Origin of the sequence: Haemophilus haemolyticus M19501 (genome assembly GCF_000222025.1) — a bacterium.
Lineage (GTDB): Bacteria > Pseudomonadota > Gammaproteobacteria > Enterobacterales > Pasteurellaceae > Haemophilus > Haemophilus haemolyticus_G.
Genome location: NZ_AFQO01000016.1, coordinates 111459 through 134166, shown reverse-complemented (window position 1 = coordinate 134166; position 22708 = coordinate 111459). Strand labels below are relative to the sequence as shown.

General features: G+C 39.1%; 22 protein-coding genes, 1 tRNA gene and 1 pseudogene. 10 read left to right on the top strand and 14 right to left on the bottom strand.

Features of this window, described 5'->3' with window-relative positions; translation table 11 throughout:
• Positions 1-62: 62 nt before the first annotated feature.
• The 7 genes and pseudogenes from GG9_RS0109015 to GG9_RS00335 all read right to left on the bottom strand — a co-directional run bounded on the left by GG9_RS0109015 (position 63) and on the right by GG9_RS00335 (position 8058).
• Positions 63-896 carry a P-loop NTPase fold protein gene (locus tag GG9_RS0109015; protein ID WP_005632856.1) on the bottom strand — a complete coding sequence of 278 codons (834 nt, stop codon included), beginning with the start codon at positions 894-896 and terminating at the stop codon, positions 63-65.
• A 49-nt stretch (positions 897-945) separates the two neighbouring features.
• A pseudogene (locus GG9_RS0109010) lies at positions 946-2707 on the bottom strand (vitamin B12 dependent-methionine synthase activation domain-containing protein); the annotation flags it as partial.
• Positions 2708-2939: 232 nt separating this feature from the next.
• Positions 2940-3446, bottom strand: a complete 507-nt coding sequence (gene napF / locus GG9_RS00315; RefSeq protein WP_005632850.1) for a ferredoxin-type protein NapF — start codon at positions 3444-3446, stop codon at positions 2940-2942.
• The gene (gene dmsD, locus GG9_RS00320) at positions 3446-4057 is read right to left on the bottom strand and encodes a Tat proofreading chaperone DmsD (RefSeq protein WP_005632848.1); all 612 of its coding nucleotides are present in this window, start codon (positions 4055-4057) and stop codon (positions 3446-3448) included. The genes napF and dmsD overlap by 1 nt, the downstream gene beginning before the upstream one ends.
• 111 nt (positions 4058-4168) lie before the next feature.
• Entirely contained in the window at positions 4169-5008 is an 840-nt protein-coding gene (locus GG9_RS00325) for a dimethyl sulfoxide reductase anchor subunit family protein (protein WP_005632846.1), read from the bottom strand.
• 1 nt (position 5009) lies between these two features.
• Positions 5010-5627, bottom strand: coding sequence for a DMSO/selenate family reductase complex B subunit (locus tag GG9_RS00330; RefSeq protein ID WP_005632844.1), 618 nt, complete (start codon positions 5625-5627; stop codon positions 5010-5012).
• Between the two features lie 10 nt (positions 5628-5637).
• Positions 5638-8058 carry a DMSO/selenate family reductase complex A subunit gene (locus tag GG9_RS00335; protein ID WP_005632842.1) on the bottom strand — a complete coding sequence of 807 codons (2421 nt, stop codon included), beginning with the start codon at positions 8056-8058 and terminating at the stop codon, positions 5638-5640.
• A 253-nt stretch (positions 8059-8311) separates the two neighbouring features.
• Between GG9_RS00335 and GG9_RS00340 the strand changes: the two genes are divergently transcribed.
• From GG9_RS00340 to GG9_RS00350, 3 genes are read left to right on the top strand one after another with little or no spacing between them, the layout of a single operon-like run.
• Entirely contained in the window at positions 8312-9421 is a 1110-nt protein-coding gene (locus tag GG9_RS00340) for a transglutaminase-like domain-containing protein (protein WP_005632840.1), read from the top strand.
• On the top strand, positions 9396-9758 hold the full coding sequence (locus GG9_RS00345; RefSeq protein ID WP_005632835.1) for a hypothetical protein: 363 nt from the start codon (positions 9396-9398) through the stop codon (positions 9756-9758). The genes GG9_RS00340 and GG9_RS00345 overlap by 26 nt, the downstream gene beginning before the upstream one ends.
• Positions 9759-9766: 8 nt before the next feature.
• Positions 9767-10045: a heavy-metal-associated domain-containing protein gene (locus GG9_RS00350; RefSeq protein ID WP_005632832.1), complete on the top strand. Its 279-nt coding sequence runs from the start codon at positions 9767-9769 to the stop codon at positions 10043-10045.
• A 64-nt stretch (positions 10046-10109) separates the two neighbouring features.
• Here GG9_RS00350 and sodC read toward each other — a convergent pair whose 3' ends face one another.
• Positions 10110-10682: a superoxide dismutase family protein gene (gene sodC / locus GG9_RS00355; protein ID WP_005626862.1), complete on the bottom strand. Its 573-nt coding sequence runs from the start codon at positions 10680-10682 to the stop codon at positions 10110-10112.
• 87 nt (positions 10683-10769) lie between these two features.
• Positions 10770-11126, bottom strand: coding sequence for a dihydroneopterin aldolase (gene folB / locus GG9_RS00360; protein WP_005632829.1), 357 nt, complete (start codon positions 11124-11126; stop codon positions 10770-10772).
• Between the two features lie 82 nt (positions 11127-11208).
• Here folB and plsY point away from each other — a divergent pair, with 82 nt between their 5' ends.
• The 5 genes from plsY (at position 11209) to rpoH (ending at position 15974) form a co-directional block, all read left to right on the top strand.
• A complete protein-coding gene (gene plsY, locus GG9_RS00365; RefSeq protein WP_005632826.1) occupies positions 11209-11808 on the top strand; it encodes a glycerol-3-phosphate 1-O-acyltransferase PlsY in 600 nt (199 codons plus the stop codon).
• 41 nt (positions 11809-11849) lie between these two features.
• On the top strand, positions 11850-13553 hold the full coding sequence (gene narQ / locus GG9_RS00370) for a nitrate/nitrite two-component system sensor histidine kinase NarQ (RefSeq protein ID WP_005632822.1): 1704 nt from the start codon (positions 11850-11852) through the stop codon (positions 13551-13553).
• A gap of 75 nt (positions 13554-13628) precedes the next feature.
• Positions 13629-14654 carry a UDP-N-acetylmuramate dehydrogenase gene (gene murB / locus GG9_RS00375; protein ID WP_005632820.1) on the top strand — a complete coding sequence of 342 codons (1026 nt, stop codon included), beginning with the start codon at positions 13629-13631 and terminating at the stop codon, positions 14652-14654.
• Positions 14655-14679: 25 nt separating this feature from the next.
• Entirely contained in the window at positions 14680-14991 is a 312-nt protein-coding gene (locus tag GG9_RS00380; RefSeq protein WP_005632817.1) for a DUF2322 family protein, read from the top strand.
• 137 nt (positions 14992-15128) lie between these two features.
• On the top strand, positions 15129-15974 hold the full coding sequence (gene rpoH / locus GG9_RS00385; protein WP_005632815.1) for an RNA polymerase sigma factor RpoH: 846 nt from the start codon (positions 15129-15131) through the stop codon (positions 15972-15974).
• Between the two features lie 39 nt (positions 15975-16013).
• On the opposite strand, the gene dusC is transcribed toward rpoH, so the two are convergent.
• From dusC to dauA, 5 genes are all read right to left on the bottom strand, one after another.
• Positions 16014-16946: a tRNA dihydrouridine(16) synthase DusC gene (gene dusC / locus GG9_RS00390; RefSeq protein ID WP_005632813.1), complete on the bottom strand. Its 933-nt coding sequence runs from the start codon at positions 16944-16946 to the stop codon at positions 16014-16016.
• On the bottom strand, positions 16946-17812 hold the full coding sequence (gene djlA / locus GG9_RS00395) for a co-chaperone DjlA (protein WP_005632811.1): 867 nt from the start codon (positions 17810-17812) through the stop codon (positions 16946-16948). Before djlA ends, dusC begins: the two co-directional genes overlap by 1 nt.
• Positions 17813-17890: 78 nt before the next feature.
• Positions 17891-18532 carry an orotate phosphoribosyltransferase gene (pyrE, locus tag GG9_RS00400; protein ID WP_005632810.1) on the bottom strand — a complete coding sequence of 214 codons (642 nt, stop codon included), beginning with the start codon at positions 18530-18532 and terminating at the stop codon, positions 17891-17893.
• Positions 18533-18555: 23 nt separating this feature from the next.
• On the bottom strand, positions 18556-19272 hold the full coding sequence (gene rph, locus GG9_RS00405; RefSeq protein WP_005632808.1) for a ribonuclease PH: 717 nt from the start codon (positions 19270-19272) through the stop codon (positions 18556-18558).
• Between the two features lie 70 nt (positions 19273-19342).
• Complete coding sequence (gene dauA, locus GG9_RS00410; RefSeq protein WP_005632806.1) at positions 19343-21085, bottom strand: C4-dicarboxylic acid transporter DauA; 1743 nt, start codon at positions 21083-21085, stop codon at positions 19343-19345.
• A 124-nt stretch (positions 21086-21209) separates the two neighbouring features.
• Here dauA and GG9_RS0109005 point away from each other — a divergent pair.
• Together GG9_RS0109005 and GG9_RS00415 are read left to right on the top strand one after the other, a co-directional pair.
• Positions 21210-21299: transfer RNA gene (locus GG9_RS0109005), tRNA-Ser, on the top strand.
• Between the two features lie 165 nt (positions 21300-21464).
• On the top strand, positions 21465-22688 hold the full coding sequence (locus GG9_RS00415) for an MFS transporter (RefSeq protein WP_005632805.1): 1224 nt from the start codon (positions 21465-21467) through the stop codon (positions 22686-22688).
• Positions 22689-22708 lie beyond the last annotated feature (20 nt).

Sequence of the window (22708 nt, the reverse complement as noted above, 5' to 3'; positions counted from 1 at the left end):
AATAAAATTCTGAGTTATCTTTCTTTAATGACCCTAAGATGAAATATATATCATGCGTTTTTTTATATTCTAGTGATAGTATATAGAATTGCTCTGATAGACTTTTTAATAAATTCATCGTTATCTAGATAATCAGACTTTATTTCTTTAGTAAAATCAATATAATCATCAGTTATTTGAATTAGATTTCTATAATTTTTATTTCCAAATCTTTCAAATGTTGATTTGATGATGCTTATAATTGTTGTATATTTTTTTAATTGTGATGAATATCTTTTATCAAATGACTTCCAATAACTTTTGTTATCATTATGAATAACAAATGATTTACCTATAACTTTTTCTTTAAATCTTTTATATTTTTCATCGTTTTTATCAATTTCATCTTCATTTGCGATTATAATTGTTTTCACATTTTCACTATCACATATTGAATTTATAAACCCTAATATTTCTGTAGTTGAAATTAATGTTCTTTCAAGATCATCAAATATAAAAATTAGGCTCTTATAATTATTAGTATCATTTTTTAATGGATTAATAAGTTTACTCAGATCGATTTTTACAGCTGTTTCTTGATTGGCATCTCCAATTAAGTCAAGCTTTCCCCCGAAACTTAGTGCGGACTTCAATATTCCGCCTGCAATTTTTATGCCTTTATGAGATAAAATTGGATGTAATTCTTCAAAAATAGCATCATTTACTGATGTGATATCTTTTAATCCAAATAAGCTTATATAAATAAATTTATATTTCTTTTCTTCAGATTTTTTTTCTATGTAATTTTTTATAAAATATGTTTTCCCACAGCCCCATTTCCCGGTTAAGAGAGTTGCATATTCAACATCTTCTCTTTCTAAATAAAGATCTAAATATTTTTCAATATGTTTATTCATTGTTGACTCCTGTTATAGAATAGCAAACCTAAAATTAATTATAATAATTTTACTTCATCGCCACACCCAACCACTTCATCATCTCTCTCTCATCCCAACCTTTACGGTTGGCATAATCTTGAGCTTGGTCTTCATCAATGCGACCAAGTGTGAAATAGTTACTTGCAGGGTGGGTGAAGTACCAACCGCAGACGGAAGCTGCCGGCCACATGGCGTAGCTTTCGGTGAGTTTCATGCCAATGCGTTGTTCTACTTCTAATAAATCCCAAATCAAGGCTTTTTCGGTATGCTCAGGGCAGCTTGGATAGCCCGGTGCAGGGCGGATGCCGACATAGTTTTCATTGATTAAACCTTGGTTGTTGAATTCTTCTTGCGTGTAGCCCCAAATACGGGTGCGTAGCTCAAAGTGCAGGTATTCCGCCATGGCTTCGGCAAGGCGATCGCCTACGGCTTGTAGCAAGATGGCGTTGTAGTCATCGCCTGCGACTTTGTAGCCTTCTACCAAATCCATTTCTTCAATGCCGGCGCACACGGCGAACATACCCATCCAGTCTTTTTTGACGCTTTCACGATCAGCGATAAAGTCGCTCAAGGCAAAGTTAAATTGGCTTTTGCTGTTTTTGCCACGTTCCGTTTGTTGGCGTAAGCCGTAAGCGGTGCCAATGGTTTGCGTACGTTCTTCATCAGCGAAAAGCACGACATCATCGCCTACACGTTCTGCTGGGAAAATGCCTAAAATACCGCTTGGGTTGAGTTTATGGTTTTGTTCTAACTCATCTAATACCACTTGTGCATCATTCCATACTTTACGTGCTTCTTCACCGCCTTCTGGATAATCAAAGGCATCAGGGTAGCCGCCCATCAATCCCCAAATACGGAAGAATGGTGACCAGTCGATGAATTTGCGTAATTCAGCAATCGGCACATTTTTAAATTCCACAATGCCGGTTTGGTTTTGGCGGCACGTAATCTGCCCATTCGCCACTAAAGCCATCAAAGCGATTTGCACGTGCTTCTTCAATGCTCAATTGCTTACGTAGCGGTTTGCGGTTGGTGAAGGATTGTTGGATTTTCTCGTAATCCTTCTTGAACTGTTCCCACAATGCTACACGGTCTTCCGGGTTCATTAAAGTTGCACAAACCGTTACCGCTCTTGATGCATTAGAGGTATAGAACACACCATGATGCTTGTATTTTGGATAAAGTTTAATAGCTGTATGCTCTTTCGACGTAGTTGCCCCGCCGATCAACACCGGCAAGTTCAAACCTAATCGAGTCATTTCGCCGAGGAAGTATTCCATTTCGTCTAAAGATGGCGTAATCAAACCGCTCAAGCCGATAATATCCGCCTTTTCATCAATGGCGGTTTGAATGATTTTGTCCGCTGGCACCATAACGCCTAAATCAATCACTTCAAAGTTATTACATTGCAACACCACACTCACGATGTTTTTGCCGATGTCATGCACGTCGCCTTTCACGGTGGCGATCACCACTTTACCGTTGCTTGAGCCTTTTTGTTTAGTGGCGTTGATAAATGGCTCTAAATACGCTACGGATTGTTTCATCACGCGTGCGGATTTCACCACTTGCGGTAGGAACATTTTGCCGTCGCCGAACAAATCGCCCACCACGTCCATGCCCGCCATGAGTGGGCCTTCGCTCACCTCTAACGGTGTTGGCAATTTTTGGCGGGCTTCTTCGGTGTCTTCGATAATATGTGTGGTAATGCCTTTCACAAGGGCGTGTTTTAAAAATTCTCCCACTGGCCAAGTGCACCATTCTGCGACAGAATCGACCGCACTTTCCTTAAACTTCTCGCCTCTAAAATCGGCTTCCGTCGGTTTATATTTTTTGATCATCGTCCCCATCGTACCGTCTAAAATGAGAATACGATTTTCTAGAGCTTATTTAAGTTGAGCGGTTTTATTCACCATAATTATTTTGTTCTGTAAATCTTAAATAAATAACTACGGAATAATAAGTGTAAGGGCTAGGGGGTCAAATGTTAGAAGGAAAGTGCGGTGGAAAATAAAGGATTTTTTATTTAAGTGTAATCGCGCCAATAAAACAGGTAATTTTGCATTCTCCGCACCCATTGCAACGTTCATTATCAATCTCTAAAGTGCTGGAGATTGCTTGTTGTGGGCAAGCGGTTTGGCAGTCTGGACAGGTTTGATTTTGTAGGATTAAACAGGCTGAGGAAAATTGTGGACGAAGTAATGTATCTGCTGGAAAATTAGGATGTAGTGCATTTGTCGGACAAACTTCTGCGCATTTACCACACAAATCACAAGGTGCGTAGTCAATTTCAAGGATGGCTTGTTGCTGTGTCAATTGAATTAAACCATTAGGGCAAGCTACGACACATTCCCCACAGCCATTACAGATGGAAGAAAATAAATCTTCGCGAGCAGCAAAAGGTGGGCGGGGAAGGTGTTTTTCGCTCACAACGGCAGATTCTCCCGTAGCGAAGAGACTACGGAATAGCCCCCGGCGGGAAATCTGGTTGTGGCTTAGATAAGCCTGATAATAGGCTTCGTTTTTCATTATCGATAGAATCTTACTGTCGGTACATTAATATGTAAATCTACTTGCCATTGTTGTAAAGCTTTTATGGTAAGTAATGCAAGAGCTTGATAAAAATCAGAATTTTCTATTTTGCTTAGTTGTTCAAGGAAATGATACGCCCAAGTTAAGAAGTGTTCACGTAGAAATTTGATTAATAAGTGCGGTCGATTTTCTGCTAAATATGCAGCAAGCATTAGCATTAAGCCAATATGATCTTCTGGTTCATCTTGTTGTGTTTGAAATGCGATTTGATGTTGTTGTAAGAAATCGCGTAATGCTAAGAGAGAATTACCAAAAATAACACATTCAGGATCAAGATATACAGATCCCCAAGGTGGCGTAGGTAATTCATTTGGACCAATAAATAAATACTGATATTGTTCAGTGATATTTTGTTGCAGCCCTTTTTCAATAAGTGCGGTGATTTTTTTATGTATTTTTACATCAAATGAAATTTCCCATTCTTGCATCCAATTTGGTTGGCGAAAGAATGTCAAAATATCAGTAAGTCGTGCATCATTAGGCTCATAGTAAAATACTGCACCGAGTAAACGCCCATAAATAGAAATTTGTTGAAGAGTATTTTGCATAGTATCTCCAAAAACAATTTGTCATTAGTGAATGGGGATATGAGTATTAGTTAAATATTACTAATTAACGTTTCTAAAAATTGAGGCGTATGCTATACGCCTCAACATAATTTAACCACCAATCGCCATACCGTAAGTCATATGTAATCCATAAAATAATACGCGACCGATGCCTTCAGCTACTAACGTTAATAGAACGGAAATACCTAATAGTCCTATGTTTTTCACTCGGAATAAGAGGAAAGCTACAATGGAAAGTAAACATAAACGAGTTACGGTCATTATGGCATAATTTGGTACGAGGTCAGCGGCATTTTGAATAGCACTGTGAATATTGTGTAAATTGAAGCCTTGATATATGGCTACTATTGCGACCAATGATACCCCAATGGCGAATAAACTTGGCAGATGCTGAAGCTGATATTCACGTTGTTTATTAGGGATTAATAACGCATAGCTCAATGTTAATCCACCTAATACAACGGTAAGATAGAATGACCAAGAGGTTAATGCATTATTCCAAGTTGGTATGCTTGTAATATGGTAAACCTGATTCATTACATACATAAATAGTATGCCGATAAGAGCGGTCACAATTCGCCATACATTTCCAAGTGAAACTGGCATTTTACCTAAAATTGCAATCAGCCAGTAGAAACCTGCTAATGCGAAAAATATTGCACCAGCGGCAATTTCATTACTCATCATTGATGAGCCGACTCGATTAAGTGAATTAAATGCACGTATAGGTAAGCCAAGATGCATAATGGAAGCAATAAATCCAATACCTAGTAAAGCCAAAATCACAAGCATTACTTTATGAATATAAGTGCGACTTTTTGTATTTTTCTCATTTAATAGTACAAATGTGAAAACAAGCCAAGCACCGACCGCACTTTGTGCCAAAACTGTAAAAAATACTAATGGCAGTTCATATAATCCTGTATTCATCTTACACCTCTCTTGGGTTTCCTAAGAACCCACTTGTATCGCCACTTAAACGAGCGTGTTTATTGGGTTTTACCACTAAATTTGGTTGAGTGATATCAGCTGGTGGTAGTGGTGCGATGGAGGCTTGTGTGCCATATTTTGCTCGAAGTTCATCAATAGGAGCGAAATCCAATGCTCGTAGTGGGCAGGCATCAACACAAATCGGTTTTTGACCTGATTTTACGCGAGAATAACATCCATCACATTTTGTCATATGACCTTTTTGTGCATCATATTGCGGTGCATCATAAGGACAGGCCATATGACAATAACGACAACCGATACAAATTTCTTCATTGACGATCACGAAACCATCTGTATTTTTGTGCATTGCACCAGTTGGGCAAACTTTTGTACAAGCAGGATCTGCACAATGATTACAAGAAATAGACATATAATAAGCAAATATATTTTGATGCCAGCATCCATCTGCTTGTTGATTCCACTGACCACCTGTATATTCATAAATACGACGAAAATTGACTTCTGTGCCAAGATCTTTGTAATCCTTACAGGCTAATTCACAAGTTTTACATCCTGTGCAGCGTTCAGAATCAAAATAAAAACCATATTGTTCCATAATTATCCCCCTACAAACGTTCCACTTGAACTAAATTAGAGTGTTGCGGATTACCTTTCGCAAGTGGCGATGGGCGTTGTGTTGTAAGCACATTAATACAACCTGAATGATCGATTCGCTCTTTATCCGGTGCATACCAAGCCCCCTCGCTTAATGCCACAACCCCCGGAATAATACGGGGTGTAATTTTTACATTAATACGTACTTCGCCTCGATCATTAAAGATACGAATCATATCGCCATTTTTAATATTACGAGATTCTGCATCAATAGGATTCATCCAAACTTCTTGTGGATTAGCTGCTTTTAATACATCCACATTGCCATAAGTTGAATGGGTTCTCGCTTTATAGTGAAAACCACTTAGTTGTAACGGATATTTTTCCATTAATGGATCACCATAATGCTCAAAACTTTGGGCGTGAATAGGTAAGGGATGAATTACTTCATCTTCTGCTAATTTCCAAGTTTTTGCTATTTCAGCTAGACGAGAAGAATAAATTTCAATTTTACCAGATGGTGTTTTAAGTGGATGGGTTTCTGGATTATCACGGAAATCTTTGTATGCAACTTTAAAGCCATTAGGATCAACTTTTTTAAAAATACCTTGTTGTCTAAATTCTTCAAAAGTAGGTAATTCAGGTAATTTTTCTCGAGATTGCTCATAAATATGGCGTAACCATTCTTCTTGTGTTTTTCCTTCAGTAAATTTTTCTTTTACGCCCATTTTCTCAGCTAAATCACTCAACATATCGTAAATAGGTCTGCATTCAAAAGATGGTTTGATCACTTGATCTGCAAAAATGACATATGCCATATTGGATACAAAGGCATCTAAAGCGAAATCCATTTGTTCTGAAGCTGTACAATCTGGTAATAAAATATCACTGTATTTGGCAGTAGATGTCATATGATTATCAATAGTAATGATCATTTCACATTGCGTATCATCTTGTAAAATATCGTGAGTACGATTGATTTGTGCGTGTTGATTAATCAAACAGTTACTTGCGTAATTCCAAATTACTTTAATTGGGGACGATAATTTATCAACACCGCGAATACCATCTGTAAGCGCGGTCATTTCTGTGCCTCGAATAATTGCATCTGTCCATAAAAACATTGGAATGCTTGCTTTCACAGGATTTTTTAGCGTTGGCATCCGCACAAATGGAATGCTATACGCACTTTCACGTGCACCAGTGTTACCGCCGTGAATTCCAACATTACCTGTTAAGATTGGTAACATTGCAATGGCACGAGAGATTAATTCTCCATTACTACGACGTTGAGGCCCCCAACCTTGGGAAATAAAGGCAGGTTTTGTACTGCCAATTTCACGTGCCAGTTTAATAATTCTCTCCGCCGGAATACCCGTGATTTTAGCAGCCCATTCAGGGGTTTTAGCGATACCATCATCTCCATTACCTAAAATATAGGCTTTATAATGAGCATTTTTGGGTGCATCTGTTGGCAATGTTTTTTCATCATAACCAACACAATATTTATCTAGGAAAGCTTGATCAACAAGGTTTTCTTGAATCATTACATAAGCAAGGGCAGCAACAAGGGCTGCATCAGTGCCTGGACGAATTGGGATCCACTCATCTTCACGCCCTGCACCAGTATCATTATAACGAGGATCGATAATAATCATTTTGGCATTGGAACGTGCTTTGGCTTGTTCAATACAATAAGTTAAACCACCGCCACTCATACGAGTTTCTGCAGGATTATTACCGAATAACACTATTAATTTGGTGTTTTCAATGTCAGCCATTCCATTTCCCAATGCCCAACCACCACCATAGGTATAATCTAAACCGACTGCAATTTGTGCGGTGCTGTAATCACCATAATGGTTTAAATATCCACCAATACAATTCATAAAACGAGCGATCATAGTGGATGCAGGTGGCCAAGATTTAGCCATTGTGCCACCGAGTGTTCCCGTACCATAGTTTAAATAAATTGATTCATTGCCATATTTTTTGATATTGCGTTTCAATGCGTCTACAATTTCAGTTAAAGCCTCATCCCAACTGATTCGTTTGAATTTACCTTCTCCGCGTTTACCTATACGTTTCATTGGATATTTTAAACGGTCTGGGTTATATACTCGACGACGCATAGAACGTCCACGTAGACAAGCGCGAACCTGATGATCAAGATTATATGTTTCTGTCCCCGTATTATCGGTTTCCACATAAGTGATTCGGTTATCTTTTACGTGCATTCGTAATGGACAACGGCTACCACAGTTTACTGTACAAGCACTCCAAACAATACGTTCTTGATTATTTTCATTGAGGCGTTGTGTCTCTTTAGCCATTACATTGAAAGGTAAAGTAAGATTTGAAACTGCCAGTGCAGCTCCCGCAGATGACGCCTTGACAAAATCTCGGCGACTTATTTGATTAAAGTTACTCATTATATCGTTCCCCCACAGTCAGATTGAAAAATAACTAAAACAAGTTAATTATAATCTTTGTATAGAAGTTTTACTTGAGCCAAATCAATTAATCATTAATAGGTATATTATTTATAGGGTATTTTAGTAGATTGATGTTTTAATAAATTTTGGAATAACAAATTGACTATGGATTTAAAAACCCGTTAGCATAGTGGCGTATTAGTTTATCTAATATGTTAAGTTTAACTATTATTAACTAGAGGATCTCTTCATGAAGAAACTTATCGCAGTTGCGGTGCTTTCTGCATGTGGCTCGTTAGCTCATGCAAACACTAATATTCCAAACTACAATACAGACGCCCATCTTTACGAATTCACGCAAACCTATGATTTAGTTGTGCCAAAAGGCTCGCAAGGACAAACCAATTTATGGGTTCCATTACCATTTAATGGGGAATACCAACAAGTGAAATCGATTCACTTTGAAGGTAATTACATGAATGCCTATGTAACAGAAAACAATAAATACGGAGCGAAAACCTTATTTGCTACTTGGGATAAAGATGCACAAAAACGTGATTTAAAAGTCACGATGGTCATTGAAACAAAAGACCGTGAACCGATGGTGAAAGGTGCTTTAGAGAATTATACTCCGCCAAAAGATATTCAGTATTCCGTGGATGTACAAGAATACTTAAAAGCTACTCAACACATTAAAACTGATGGCATAGTGAAAGAATTTGCTGACAAAATCGTAGGTAAAGAAACTAATCCATTGAAAAAAGCAGAACTTATTCACCGTTGGATCGTAAAAAATATGGAACGTGATAATTCTGTATTAGGTTGTGGCGACGGCGATGTAGAAAAAATTCTTACCACTGGCGTATTAAAAGGTAAATGTACCGATATTAATTCTGTATTTGTGGCACTAGCTCGTGCGGCAGACATTCCAGCCCGTGAAATTTTTGGTATTCGCTTAGGTGCGGCAGAGAAAATGGGCAAATATTCCAAAGGTGCTTTCGGTAGTGCGAATGAACAAGGCATCGCAAACGTAAGTGGTGGCCAACATTGCCGTGCTGAATTCTACCTTGCAGGATTCGGCTGGGTGCCTGTTGATTCCGCAGACGTTGCCAAAATGCGTTTAGCAGAGAAAAAATCTGTTGAAGATAAAGATACACAAGCCGTAGCAAAATATTTGTTTGGTAACTGGGAAGCAAACTGGGTAGGATTTAATCATGCCCGTGACTTCGATTTATATCCACAACCAGAACTGGCTCCAATCAATAACTTCGGCTATCCGTATGCTGAAGTGGGGGGTGATCCGTTAAATTCCTTTGATCCAAAAGAATTTAAATATGACTACGTCTCTAAAAAACTCTAATAAATCCTTTTGGGTTGCCATAGCCACCGCACTTAGCGCCGCGGTGGCATCAACTTTGTGCTGCATCGCACCATTAATTTATTTAGTGTTCGGCGTATCGTCTACTTGGTTGATTGGCTTAGGCGAATATGATTATTTGCGCATTCCCATGCTCATTATTTCATTATGCGCCTTTGCCTATGGATTTTGGCTGTTGATGTTTTCCAAAAAAATCATTTGTATCAAATATATTTCCCGTAAAAAACTCATCGTTTTATATTGGATTGTATTTATCGTGATGATTTTTTTCTTAACCTATCCAACAATTTTGCCTTGGATTTTAGAATTAGCTAATTAGGAATAAAAATGAAGAAATTATCTACCGCACTTTTGCTTTCGCTGTTTGCCATTTCTTTTGCTCATGCGAATGAAACCAAACAAATTGTGCTAAAAGTAAAAGAAATGAATTGCCAGCTTTGCGCTTACTTAGTCAATAAAGAATTGCGCAATATCGATGGTGTTATTTCAACAAAAGCATCCATTAAAGATGGTTTAGTGACGGTTGTGGAAGATTCCAAAGTCACAAACCAGCAATTATTCGATGCGATTCATAAGCTGAAATATACTGCTGAAGTCGTGAATTAAACGCTAAATATCTAGCAAAAAATGCGGTGAAAATTCACCGCACTTTTCGTTTCGAACAATCAAATTATTTAATCACGCCACATGCCATACGTGGGCCGCCACCGCCAAGTGGAGCTGGATGATCTGAATGGTTATCGCCACCAGCGTGAATCATAATAGAGTGGCCACGAACATCATCTAAATGTTTAAGACGTGGTGCTAAAACAGGATTAGTTGCAGTGCCATCATGTAATACAGTTAATGCAGGTAAATCACCTAAGTGTGCATCATCTTGCCATGGGTAACCATGTTGTTTTGCACCTTTAGGATCCCAGTGACCACCCGCGCCTAAACCAGCTGTTAATTTACCCTCTTTTTCTTTTGGCTCACAGCTTGGGTTTTCATGGATGTGGAAACCATGTAAGCCTTCGCTTAATCCTTGTAAATTAGGGGTAAACACAAGACCATAGTTAGATTCAGTAATAGTCACTGTACCCACATCTTTGTTACCATTTACTGGATCAAGTTGTTGCACTTTCACTTCAATAGAAGCACCTTTTGGTGCCATATTGTGATCGTGATTATGCTCATGTGCTTGCGCAACACCAACTGAACATACCGCACTAACCGCTAGTGCTAATAAGGTTTTCATATTCATTGCAATCTCCTTTATTGCAGTAAAAACTCGCGACTATTTTAGTCAATTTTGTTTTAAAAGCCGATAAGTTTTTACGAAAATTTTACATTATTTTAAACATCCACGTACAATCAATACGCCAACATTTCGAGCTTGCGCGACGGCTTTCGGTTTACTCAGTTTAATTTTTAATCCTTGAAGTTGATAACGTGACTCAAGCAAATCAGCCACTTCATAAGCTACTCGCTCAATCAACAAGAAAGGTTTACTTTCCACATAATCAATTATCACTTGGCTCACTTCAGCATAATTTAAACAATATTCAACATCATCCGTTTCTGCTGCTTGTTTACAATCCCACGCCATTTCCAAATCAAACACAAGTTTTTGTTTAATTTGCTGTTCCCAATCATATACACCGATTTGTGCAAAAACAGTCAATTCTTCAATAAAAATACGATCCATAAGGTTTCCTCTAAAATTATTGTAGGCGTATGCTATCAACTTTGGGTAAAATAACGAACAGTTTTTCTTGCTGGAGTGTAAAATGAGCCTTTTCGCCCTTTTTTATATGCTTTTTGCCTATCTTTTAGGCTCAATTTCCAGTGCGATTTTAATTTGTCGCCTTACTGGATTACCCGATCCTCGTCAAAATGGTTCACACAATCCTGGGGCGACAAATGTGTTGCGCATTGGAAATCGTAAGTCTGCCTTGGCGGTGCTTATTTTTGATATGTTAAAAGGGATGATTCCTGTATGGGCGGGTTATTATTTAGGTCTTACTCAATTTGAATTGGGGATGGTCGCACTTGGTGCTTGTTTAGGGCATATTTTCCCAATTTTTTTTCAATTTAAAGGTGGTAAAGGTGTTGCAACTGCCTTTGGGGCAATCGCACCGATTTCTTGGACTATTGCAGGTTCAATGTTTGGTACGTGGATCTTTGTTTTTCTTGTTAGTGGCTATTCTTCATTAAGTGCGGTTATTTCTGCATTACTTGTGCCTTTTTATGTGTGGTGGTTCAAACCTGAATTTACTTTTCCCGTTGCCTTGGTCTGTTGTCTATTAATTTATCGTCATCACGATAATGTTCAACGTTTATGGCGCGGTCAAGAAGATAAAGTTTGGGCTAAATTTAAAAAGAAATAAAAAATTCACCGCACTTTTCTAAATTTCCACTGGAGTTTCCTGTGCATACTAAACGTTCAGTTTCCACTCGTATTGCTAAATATTTATTCATCATTCTCATCGTTGCTGGCGTGATTAGCTCGCTAAGTTTGGCAATTATGAGCAGTAATAAATATGACGCAGAAGCCATTAATATTTCAGGATCTCTGCGGATGCAAAGTTATCGTCTGCTCTATGAAATGCAAGAACAACCAGAAAGCGTGGAAACGAACTTACGTCGTTATCATATAAGCCTCCATTCATCTGCTTTACTAGAAGTTCAAAATCAATTTTTCACACCAAATGTATTAAAACATTCCTATCAAAACATTTTGCAACGTTGGACGAACATGGAAAAATATGCCCGCCAACACGATATAAAAAACTATAGTAATCAGCTCACTGACTATGTGGCAGATGTTGATTATTTTGTGTTTGAGCTACAACGTTTCAGTGAACAAAAATGGATTTTGGGCGTATCGGTACTCTTTTTCGCGATGTTGTTAATTTTACTCATGGTGTCTTATGTGATTTGGTACACACAGCGGGAAGTCGTAAAACCACTGCACTTAATGACGAAAGCCAGTATGCAAGTGCAAATGCGTCAATTCAATCACATTCCGCTAGATACAACGAAACAAAATGAACTCGGTACATTGGCGCGTATTTTTACACAAATGTCCACGGAGCTTGGGCAGCTTTATTCACGTTTGGAAGAAACAGTAAACGAAAAAACACAAAAGTTACGCCAAACCAACCGCTCTTTGACGACACTTTATCAAAGTTCTCAAATTCTTAATGCAAACACAATCAACGATAAAGTATTAAGCCAAGTGCTTGACCACATTCTGGTCAGCGAGAATTTGAAATATATCAAAGTTGAAGTCATGGGTGCAGAGCATTGGGATATTGCTTTTGGTACTCAAGATTTAGACTGCTCGTTGCAAACTGAGACACTTTCTGTCGATAACGAAGAATTCGGCGCACTCTCCTGGCAAGCAGGATTGCCTTGTCCCGATCCTAGAATGATGCAAAACCTTGCTCAAATGCTTGGGCGAGCCCTTTATTTCCAAAAAAGTTTACGCCAACAAGAACAGCTCTTATTGATGGAAGAGCGGTCAATTATCGCGCGAGAATTGCATGACTCATTGGCTCAAGTGCTATCGTTTTTACAGATCCAACTTACATTACTTAAACATAACTTGAAGAAAGAAGGCGATTCATCCAAAGAACAAAGTTTGGTCATTATTCGTGATTTTGAACAGGCTCTTTCGAGTGGATATGCACAATTACGCGAGCTTTTAGCCACTTTCCGTTTAACTATACAAGAAGCTAATTTACAACTTGCGCTAGAACAAGTGATTGACTCATTACGTTCACAAACAACGATGCAAATGAACGTTAATTGTCAATTGCCATCACAAAGTTTGAATCCACAACAACTGGTTCACGTGCTACAAATTGTACGCGAAGCGACCACCAATGCGATCAAACATTCTCAAGGCACAGCAATTGAAATTAGCGCCAAAATTAATGCAGAAGGCGAATACGAAATTTTAGTTGAAGATAATGGTATCGGTATTCAAAACCTTGAAGAGCCTGAAGGTCATTATGGGTTAAATATTATGACTGAACGTAGTCGCCAACTTAACGCAGAATTTAACATCATCCGTCGCGAACAAGGCGGTACGCAGGTAAAAATCACGCTTCCGCACGCGTTATGTTGATTACGGTGGATATAATTATTCATAGCAGCTGGTATAAAAGATAAATTTTTTATGCACCCGACAATGGTATTTTAAATGCAAAATTTACAACCTTTTCACACTTTCCATATTCATGCTAATGCTCGTGAAATTATCGAAGCGCATAGCATTGAACAACTACAACAAGCATGGGCTCATTCAAAAGCGGAAAATTTACCCGCACTTTTTCTAGGTCAAGGCAGTAATATGCTATTTCTAGATGATTTTAATGGTGTGGTGATTTTAAATCGTTTAATGGGTATTACTCATCAACAGGATTCTGATTTTCACTACCTGCATGTGAATGGCGGTGAAAATTGGCATGAATTGGTGGACTGGTCTATTAACAATGGTATTTATGGATTAGAAAATCTGGCTCTAATTCCTGGCTGTGCAGGCTCTGCACCAATTCAAAACATCGGTGCTTATGGCGTTGAATTTAAAGATGTGTGCGATTATGTAGATGTGCTTAATTTAAACACGAATGAAACCTTCCGACTCGACGTAGAACAATGTGAATTTGGTTATCGTGAAAGTATTTTCAAACATCGTTACCAACAAGGTTACGTGATTACAGCGGTTGGATTAAAGCTCACAAAAAACTGGCAGCCTATTCTAAAATATGGCTCACTTGTAGAGTTCGATCCAAAAACAGTCACCGCTAAACAAATTTTTGATGAAGTCTGTCATATCCGTCAAAGTAAATTACCTAATCCAAATGAATTTGGTAATGCGGGGAGTTTCTTTAAAAATCCCGTTGTCAGTTCAGAACATTTTGAAGAAATCAAAAAACATCACGAAAATCTACCGCACTTTCCACAGGAAGATGGCTCAGTGAAATTAGCGGCGGGCTGGCTGATTGATCAATGCAATCTTAAAGGTTTTCAAATTGGCGGTGCAGCCGTTCATGAAAAACAAGCATTAGTATTAATTAACAAAAGCGAGGCAACAGGACAAGACGTGGTCAAACTCGCCCATCACGTTCGCCAAACTGTTGCAGAAAAATTTGGTGTATATTTACAACCTGAAGTCCGCTTTATTGGTGCAACTGGCGAAGTAAATAGCGAGCAAACTATCGCATAATTTATATAGATTAAGGAAATAAACCATGAGCTTTAAAGAAATTTTAGAAACCTTACCCACAATCGATCATTTAACCGGTTTAAATGTGATAGATGGCGAAACTATTATCCACAACATTCCAGCCATCCCTGGTAAATTAGGTTCGCTTCGCCTTTATAATGCATTGGCTGAAAAATTTAACGGGAAATTAAACCGCACTTCCGCACAACAAGGCGTTGAATGGTTTGCAGAACACGTCGAAGATGCAAAAGCGAATCTAGGCAAACATCCGAACATTGATTTACTATTTAAAGTGATTAATGAAAACCTTAATTTAACCCTCATTCCACTTTGCTAATTAATCAGAATTATTTAGAATAATTGAACTTTTGATTGATAAAACCTGTCTTATTAACAAATTGGTTCAATAAGATAGCTTATTGTGCTATAACTAAGTACATTGATTGGCAAAAGCCAAAATAAAGAAGGGAAACGATGGATAAAGAAACACAAATGATGTTAGTTCCTCAAGGCAGTATCGAAGGTTATATTCGTGCGGCAAATGAATATCCGATGCTGACCGCAGAGGAAGAAAAGGAATTGGCAGAACGTTTGTATTATCACGAAGATTTAGATGCCGCGAAAAAACTCATTTTGTCGCATCTTCGTTTCGTGATCCATGTGGCACGTGGCTATTCGGGCTATGGTTTGCCACAAGCTGACTTAATCCAAGAAGGCAATATCGGCTTAATGAAAGCTGTTAAACGTTTTAACCCTGAAGTTGGTGTACGTTTGGTATCATTCGCCGTGCATTGGATTAAAGCTGAGATCCACGAATATGTTCTTCGTAACTGGCGTATCGTAAAAGTAGCGACCACGAAAGCTCAACGTAAATTATTTTTCAACCTACGCAAAACTAAACAACGTTTAGGCTGGTTCAATGAAAATGAAGTTGATCTCGTGGCTAATGAATTGGGTGTTTCCAAAGAAGATGTGATCGAAATGGAATCACGTATGAGCGGTGCCGATGTAGGTTTTGATTTACCTACTGATGATGCAGAAACAGAGACTTATTCTCCAGCCCTTTATTTGGAAGATAAAAGTTCTAATTTTGCAGCAGAGCTTGAAAATGAAAACTTTGAAAGCCAAGCAACCGAGCAATTAGGTGCAGCGCTACAAAGTCTAGATGCGCGTAGTCAGGATATTATCAAAGCTCGTTGGTTAGATGATAACAAAGCTACATTACACGATTTGGCAGCAAAATATAATGTCTCTGCAGAACGTATACGTCAATTAGAAACTAATGCACTGAAAAAATTAAAAAGTGCGGTGAGTTTTTAAATAATTTATAAAAAGAAAACCTGCTGATTAGCAGGTTTTTTATTTATCATTTAAACGTAATTTCAAATCTTCATCAGTTTGGCAAGTCTTAATCTTATCAAACACTTGGTTCGCTTCATCATATTCTTTATTCAAATAACGTAACCATTGTTTAATTCGTGCCACATGGTAAAAACCACTGTCATATTCATTTTCAACATTAGCATATTTTTGCAAGATTTTTTGAATATCGAACCAAGGCATTTTTTCTGCATTTGATTTCAGAACATGGCTTAAATTCGGAATATTCAACGCGCCTCGTCCTACCATTAAATCTTGACAACCTGTTTGAGATAAGCAATCTTGCCCATCTTGCCAATGCCAAATTTCTCCGTTAGCAATAACAGGAATGGATAAACGCTCTCGGACTTCGCTAATTTTTTTCCAATTAATTCGATCAGCACGATAACCATCAGCTTTTGTGCGTCCATGAACTGTAATTTCGGTTGCGCCGCCTTGCTCTACCGCATCAGCGATTTCAAAAGCTTGAGAAATATCATCCCAACCTAACCGCACTTTTACACTAACAGGGAATTCACTTGGCACGGCTTGGCGTAAGGCTTGAGTGGCACGATAAATCAATTCAGGCTGTTTCAATAATGCCGCACCACCATTGCTGCCATTCACTGTTTTAGAGGGGCAACCACAATTTAAATCAATGCCATGAGAACCAAGCTCGATCGCACGAATAGCATTTTCAGCAAGGCATTCTGGATGCTGCCCTAGCAACTGCACTCGTACAGGCGTGCCAGAAGAAGTAAAGCCCTGATTTTTTAATTCAGGGCATAAACGATAAAATACTTTTTCAGGGAGAAGTTGATCAACTACGCGAACAAATTCTGTTATACATAAATCGTAGTCATTCACTTCAGTGAGAAGTTGCCGTACAAAGGGATCAAGAACCCCTTGCATAGGCGCAAGAATAACACGCACTATTTCCAGCCTTTTGCTTTACAAATTAAATCGTAAGCAGCTTGAATCTGTTGAGTTTTTTCTTTTGCCATTTCCATCATTTCTGGCGGTAAACCTTTCGCCACAAGTTTATCTGGATGGTGTTCATTCATTAAACGACGATAAGCACGCTTAACCGTGTTTTGCTCGTCGGACTCAGTAACACCCAATACTTTATAGGCATCATTTAAAGTTGGGCCAGAAGCATGTTGGTAACTACCACTATTTTGTTGCTGATATTGGTAGCCACCTTGATAGGCACCTTGTTGATATTGCTGATAGAAACCGCCTTGAGTAAAAGCTCGAGCAGCCATTTCCATCGCAATCATTTGTTCAAATTGCATACGAGAAAGACCAAGCTCTTCAGCAATTACATAAAGCACTTCTTTCTCATTTTCGTGAAGTTCTGAATCGGCAAAAGCCGCTTGAACTTGCACTTGTAAGAACATTCGCAATAAATCAGCACGTTGCCCACAACCAATGCGAAATTCACGTATAACTTGACGAATTGGGAAATCAGGCTCTTTACCGCGACGAAACGCATCCTGAGCTAATTTACGCCCAGCATCATCCAGTTTAAGCTGAATCATTAATTGATTAGCTAATTGGATATCTTCTTCTGTTACACGCCCTTTCGATTTGCTTAAATGTCCTAGCACCGCAAAGGTGGTTTGCATAAACAAGTCTTGACGCGTTGTTTTCTTTTTAAAGAAACTAGAACTTACTGAACCAAGTTCATACAATTTTTTATCTGCGATGGAACCTAAAATAAGCCCAGCTATCGCACCAAAAAATCCGCCAACTTTCCAACCTAAAAATACGCCTATAATTTTTCCAATAAATCCCATTCTTACCCCTGTTAAGTCAAAGTGCGGTTATTTTTATAATGTTATTTATAATGATGACAAAAATTTATTTCTCAAGTTTTATACGCCAAATTCAGCACGATAAGCACGCATTTCTAACAAATGGCTACTGTATCGAGGATCTTGTTCGATAAATTGCATCAAATCATCTAAATCAATGATTGATAGCACTTGGCATTGATAATCACGTTCAACTTCTTGAATTGCAGAAAGCTCGCCTTTTCCTCGTTCCTTACGGTTTAGAGCGATCAATACCGCCGCAAGCTCAGCCTGATTTGCACTGATTAATTCCATAGATTCACGGATCGCAGTACCAGCCGTAATCACATCATCCACAAGCAAAATTTTTCCTTGCAATGGGCTACCAATTAAATTGCCGCCCTCTCCGTGATCTTTCACTTCTTTGCGATTAAAACACACGGGTTTATCAATACCATAACGATTAAATAACGCCACCGAAACTGACGTGCCAATTGGAATACCTTTGTAAGCAGGGCCAAAAACCACATCAAAATCTACCGCACTTGCCTGAATTGCCGCAGCATAGAACTCGCCTAAACGCGCTAAATCTGCTCCCGTATTAAACAAACCCGCATTGAAGAAATACGGACTTTTACGCCCCGATTTCAAAGTAAACTCTCCGAATTTCAATGCATTTCGGCTTAAAGCAAATTCGATAAAATCGCGTTTATATTGTTCCATTTTTTAACCCCTATAAACTGTGTTTATAAGCCTAGCGCTTCGCGTTGAGCGATAAAAATTTGATTACAGCCTTGTTTCGCTAAATCTAATAATGTCAATAATTCTTCATGGCTAAATGGCTCGCCTTCTGCAGTGCCTTGCACCTCAATCATGCGACCATCTTCCATCATCACAACATTCATATCGGTTTCCGCTGCAGAATCTTCCACATATTCCAAATCACAAACAGCTTGACCATCAACAATCCCCACAGAAATCGCCGAAACCAAACCTTTAATTGGGTTAGTTTTTAATGTGCCATTCTCAATTAAACCATTGATCGCATCACATAATGCAACCGCAGCACCAGTAATAGATGCAGTACGTGTGCCACCATCTGCTTGAATAACATCGCAATCTAAAGTAATCGCACGTTCACCAAGCGCTTTGAGATCCACCATTGCGCGCAAAGAGCGGGCAATTAAGCGTTGAATTTCCATTGTGCGTCCGCCTTGTTTACCTTTAGCCGCCTCACGTTGCATACGACTATGTGTTGAACGTGGCAACATTCCATATTCAGCCGTGACCCAGCCTTGCCCTTGTCCTTTTAAGAAACGAGGAACAGCATCTTCCACTGTTGCAGTACAAAGCACTTTGGTATCACCAAATTCAACAAGCACAGAGCCTTCAGCGTGTTTGGTGTAGTTACGGGTAATTTTAATTTGGCGGGGTTGATTATTTTCTCGATTATTTGGACGCATAATTATTCCTTGATATGGTTTCGAACGATGTAATAAAAAAGCGCACTATTCTAGCACGCTTTAGTTTTCATTATTGGGTAGTTTTTTCAAAGTCACGAATTTTCTGGAAAGTTTCGTTTAAATCTGCCGCAAAATTAATTTTTTGAATATCTGGCGAAGAATTAGATTTAACTAACATTCTCAACGGCTGGAATTGCATATTGCACAAGTAAAGTTGTTGATGGGGCAACATGTGTTGAACAAATCGAGTAAGCGCATGAATTCCACCAGCATCAAGCACTGTCACTGCATCACATTGCAGCACAATATGTCGGATTTCGTGATCGGTATGAACCGTTCTATCATGCAAATCTGCAAATAATTTATCCGCAGCAGCAAAGAAAAGTGGACCGCTAATTCGGTAAACCAAAACATCATCTAAATCTTCAGGCGCCTTGTGTTCAATGGCTTTTGTCATCTCAGCAATCGTCCGAATAAACAAGAGGCTTGCAAGCAACACTCCGACACTAATCGCAATCACCATATCAAACAATACGGTCAAAATAAGACAAGTCAGCAACACCGCCATTTCATTTTTGCCTGAACGGCGAGCAAGGTGAATAATATCGTGCACACTCGCCATATTCCATGCCACCACTAACAACAAAGCAGCCATAGATGACAAAGGCAAATAAGAAAGGGCTTGCGAAAACAAAAGTAAAGCGAATAAAACAAGTATTGCGTGCACGACACTCGATATTGGCGATACCGCCCCTGATTTCACATTAGCCACAGAACGAGCAATCGCAGCTGTTGCCGTAATCCCGCCAAAAAACGGAGAAATGATATTTCCCAAGCCTTGTGCTAATAACTCATTATTAGAGTGATGTTTAGTATCTGTCATATTATCTAAAATCACGGCACAAAGAAGTGATTCGATTGCGCCCAATACCGCCATTGAAAAAGCAGCGGGTAACAAAGCTTGTAAGCTATTAAAATCCCAATGAATTAATTGACCTTGCGCATCAGGAATATTCCACGGCAGAGAAAAATCTGGCAATACATTAGGAATGCCATGACCAATCGAACCATCAGGCAAAGTATATTGGAATGCAGATCCAATCGTCGCCACCTCAAAATCAAAATGCTGTAATGCTAGAGCTAAAATTGTGCCAATAATCACAGCAGGTAAATGCCCCGGCACCGCCAAACGCAATTTATGCCATTGAGTCAGGACTAATAGGGTTACCACACCGACCGCCGCATTCGCCCAATTTATCGTAGGAAGTGCGGTAAAAATTGTTTGGATTTTTTCAAGATAATGCGCCGGCATTTTTTCTATGGAAAGACCCAAAAAATCCTTAATCTGCAAAGTCCCAATAGTAATCCCAATCCCACAAGTAAAACCTAAGGTGACGGGCAAAGGAATATATTCAATTAAACGCCCTAGGCGAAATAACGCCATCAAAACCAAAATCAGCCCAGAAAGCAACGTTGCCATCAAAAGACCGCTTAGCCCAAATTGTTGAGTAACAGGATACAGAATCACAACAAAAGCGGCCGTAGGCCCAGATATATTAAAGCGAGAACCACCAGTCAGCGCGATAACGATACCCGCAATAATTGCCGTATAAAGACCATGTTGTGGCGGTACACCACTCGCAATCGCCAAAGCCATGGAAAGCGGAATTGCAATCACCCCCACGGTCAAACCTGAAATAATGTCGCGAATCAGCGATTTTTTCGAATAACCTAAACGAAAGGAATCTTTCAGCGCGCTAAAGGGTTTTACGGCTAAAAAAACATTTTTAGAAAATAACGCTTTAATATGCATAAAAAAACTACAAACGATAAATAAAGTGCGGTTATTCTAGCGAAACTTTTAAAAGTTTTTTATGTTCTAGCGCAAAAAACTTGACTAAACTGGAGCAAATCTTTATAGTTTGCGCACCTTTTACGGTGAGATGTCCGAGTGGTTGAAGGAGCACGCCTGGAAAGCGTGTATGTGGGAAACTGCATCAAGGGTTCGAATCCCTTTCTCACCGCCATCCTAATTTTATTCCCTTATTTTCCTTCTTATTCAAAATCAATTTTTTCTTCTTTTCATATTCTGTTCATTGAATTTTTTCATCAATGCAGTAAACTAGCCACCGATTTTTAATCACCTTTCTTTTCACTTTAAATGTTACCCGCGAGTAACAAAAGGACACATCATGACAAACAAAGTAAACAGTTATGGCTGGAAAGCCTTAATTGGCTCTGCCGTCGGCTATGCAATGGACGGTTTCGATCTTCTCATTTTAGGTTTCATGCTTAGTGCAATTTCCGCAGACTTAAATCTAACGCCAGCCCAAGGTGGCTCTCTCGTGACATGGACTCTGATTGGTGCCGTATTTGGCGGTATTTTATTTGGCGCATTAAGCGATAAATACGGTCGTGTACGCGTACTTACTTGGACCATTCTTCTTTTTGCAGTATTTACTGGTTTATGTGCGATTGCACAAGGTTATTGGGACTTACTGATTTACCGCACAATTGCTGGCATTGGCTTAGGCGGTGAATTTGGAATTGGGATGGCTCTAGCGGCGGAAGCATGGCCCGCACGCCACCGAGCTAAAGCAGCATCTTATGTTGCATTAGGTTGGCAAGTTGGTGTGTTAGGTGCAGCATTGCTTACACCATTATTGCTTCCGCATATTGGCTGGCGTGGAATGTTCTTGGTGGGTATCTTCCCTGCATTTGTCGCTTGGTTCTTACGTTCTCATCTGCACGAACCTGAAATTTTCACGCAAAAACAAACCGCACTTTCAACGCAATCCAGCTTTACTGATAAATTACGTTCATTTCAGCTTCTGATTAAAGACAAAGCCACGAGCAAAATTAGCCTTGGTATCGTCGTACTCACTTCTGTACAAAACTTCGGTTATTACGGCATTATGATTTGGTTACCTAATTTCTTATCAAAACAACTTGGATTCAGTTTAACTAAATCTGGGCTTTGGACAGCCGTTACCGTCTGCGGCATGATGGCTGGCATTTGGATTTTCGGACAACTCGCCGACCGCATCGGACGCAAACCAAGTTTCTTACTTTTCCAATTAGGCGCAGTGATAAGTATTGTGGTTTACTCACAACTTACCGATCCTGACATCATGCTTCTTGCTGGGGCATTTTTAGGTATGTTTGTGAACGGAATGCTGGGCGGTTACGGTGCATTGATGGCGGAAGCCTACCCAACAGAAGCTCGAGCAACCGCACAAAACGTACTTTTCAATATTGGTCGTGCCGTAGGGGGATTTGGACCTGTGGTTGTGGGCGCAGTTGTACTCGCCTACTCTTTCCAAACGGCCATCGCCCTACTTGCGATTATCTACGTAATTGATATGTTAGCGACAATTTTCTTAATCCCTGAATTAAAAGGTAAAGCCTTAGACTAAGAAAATATAAAAGATAAAAA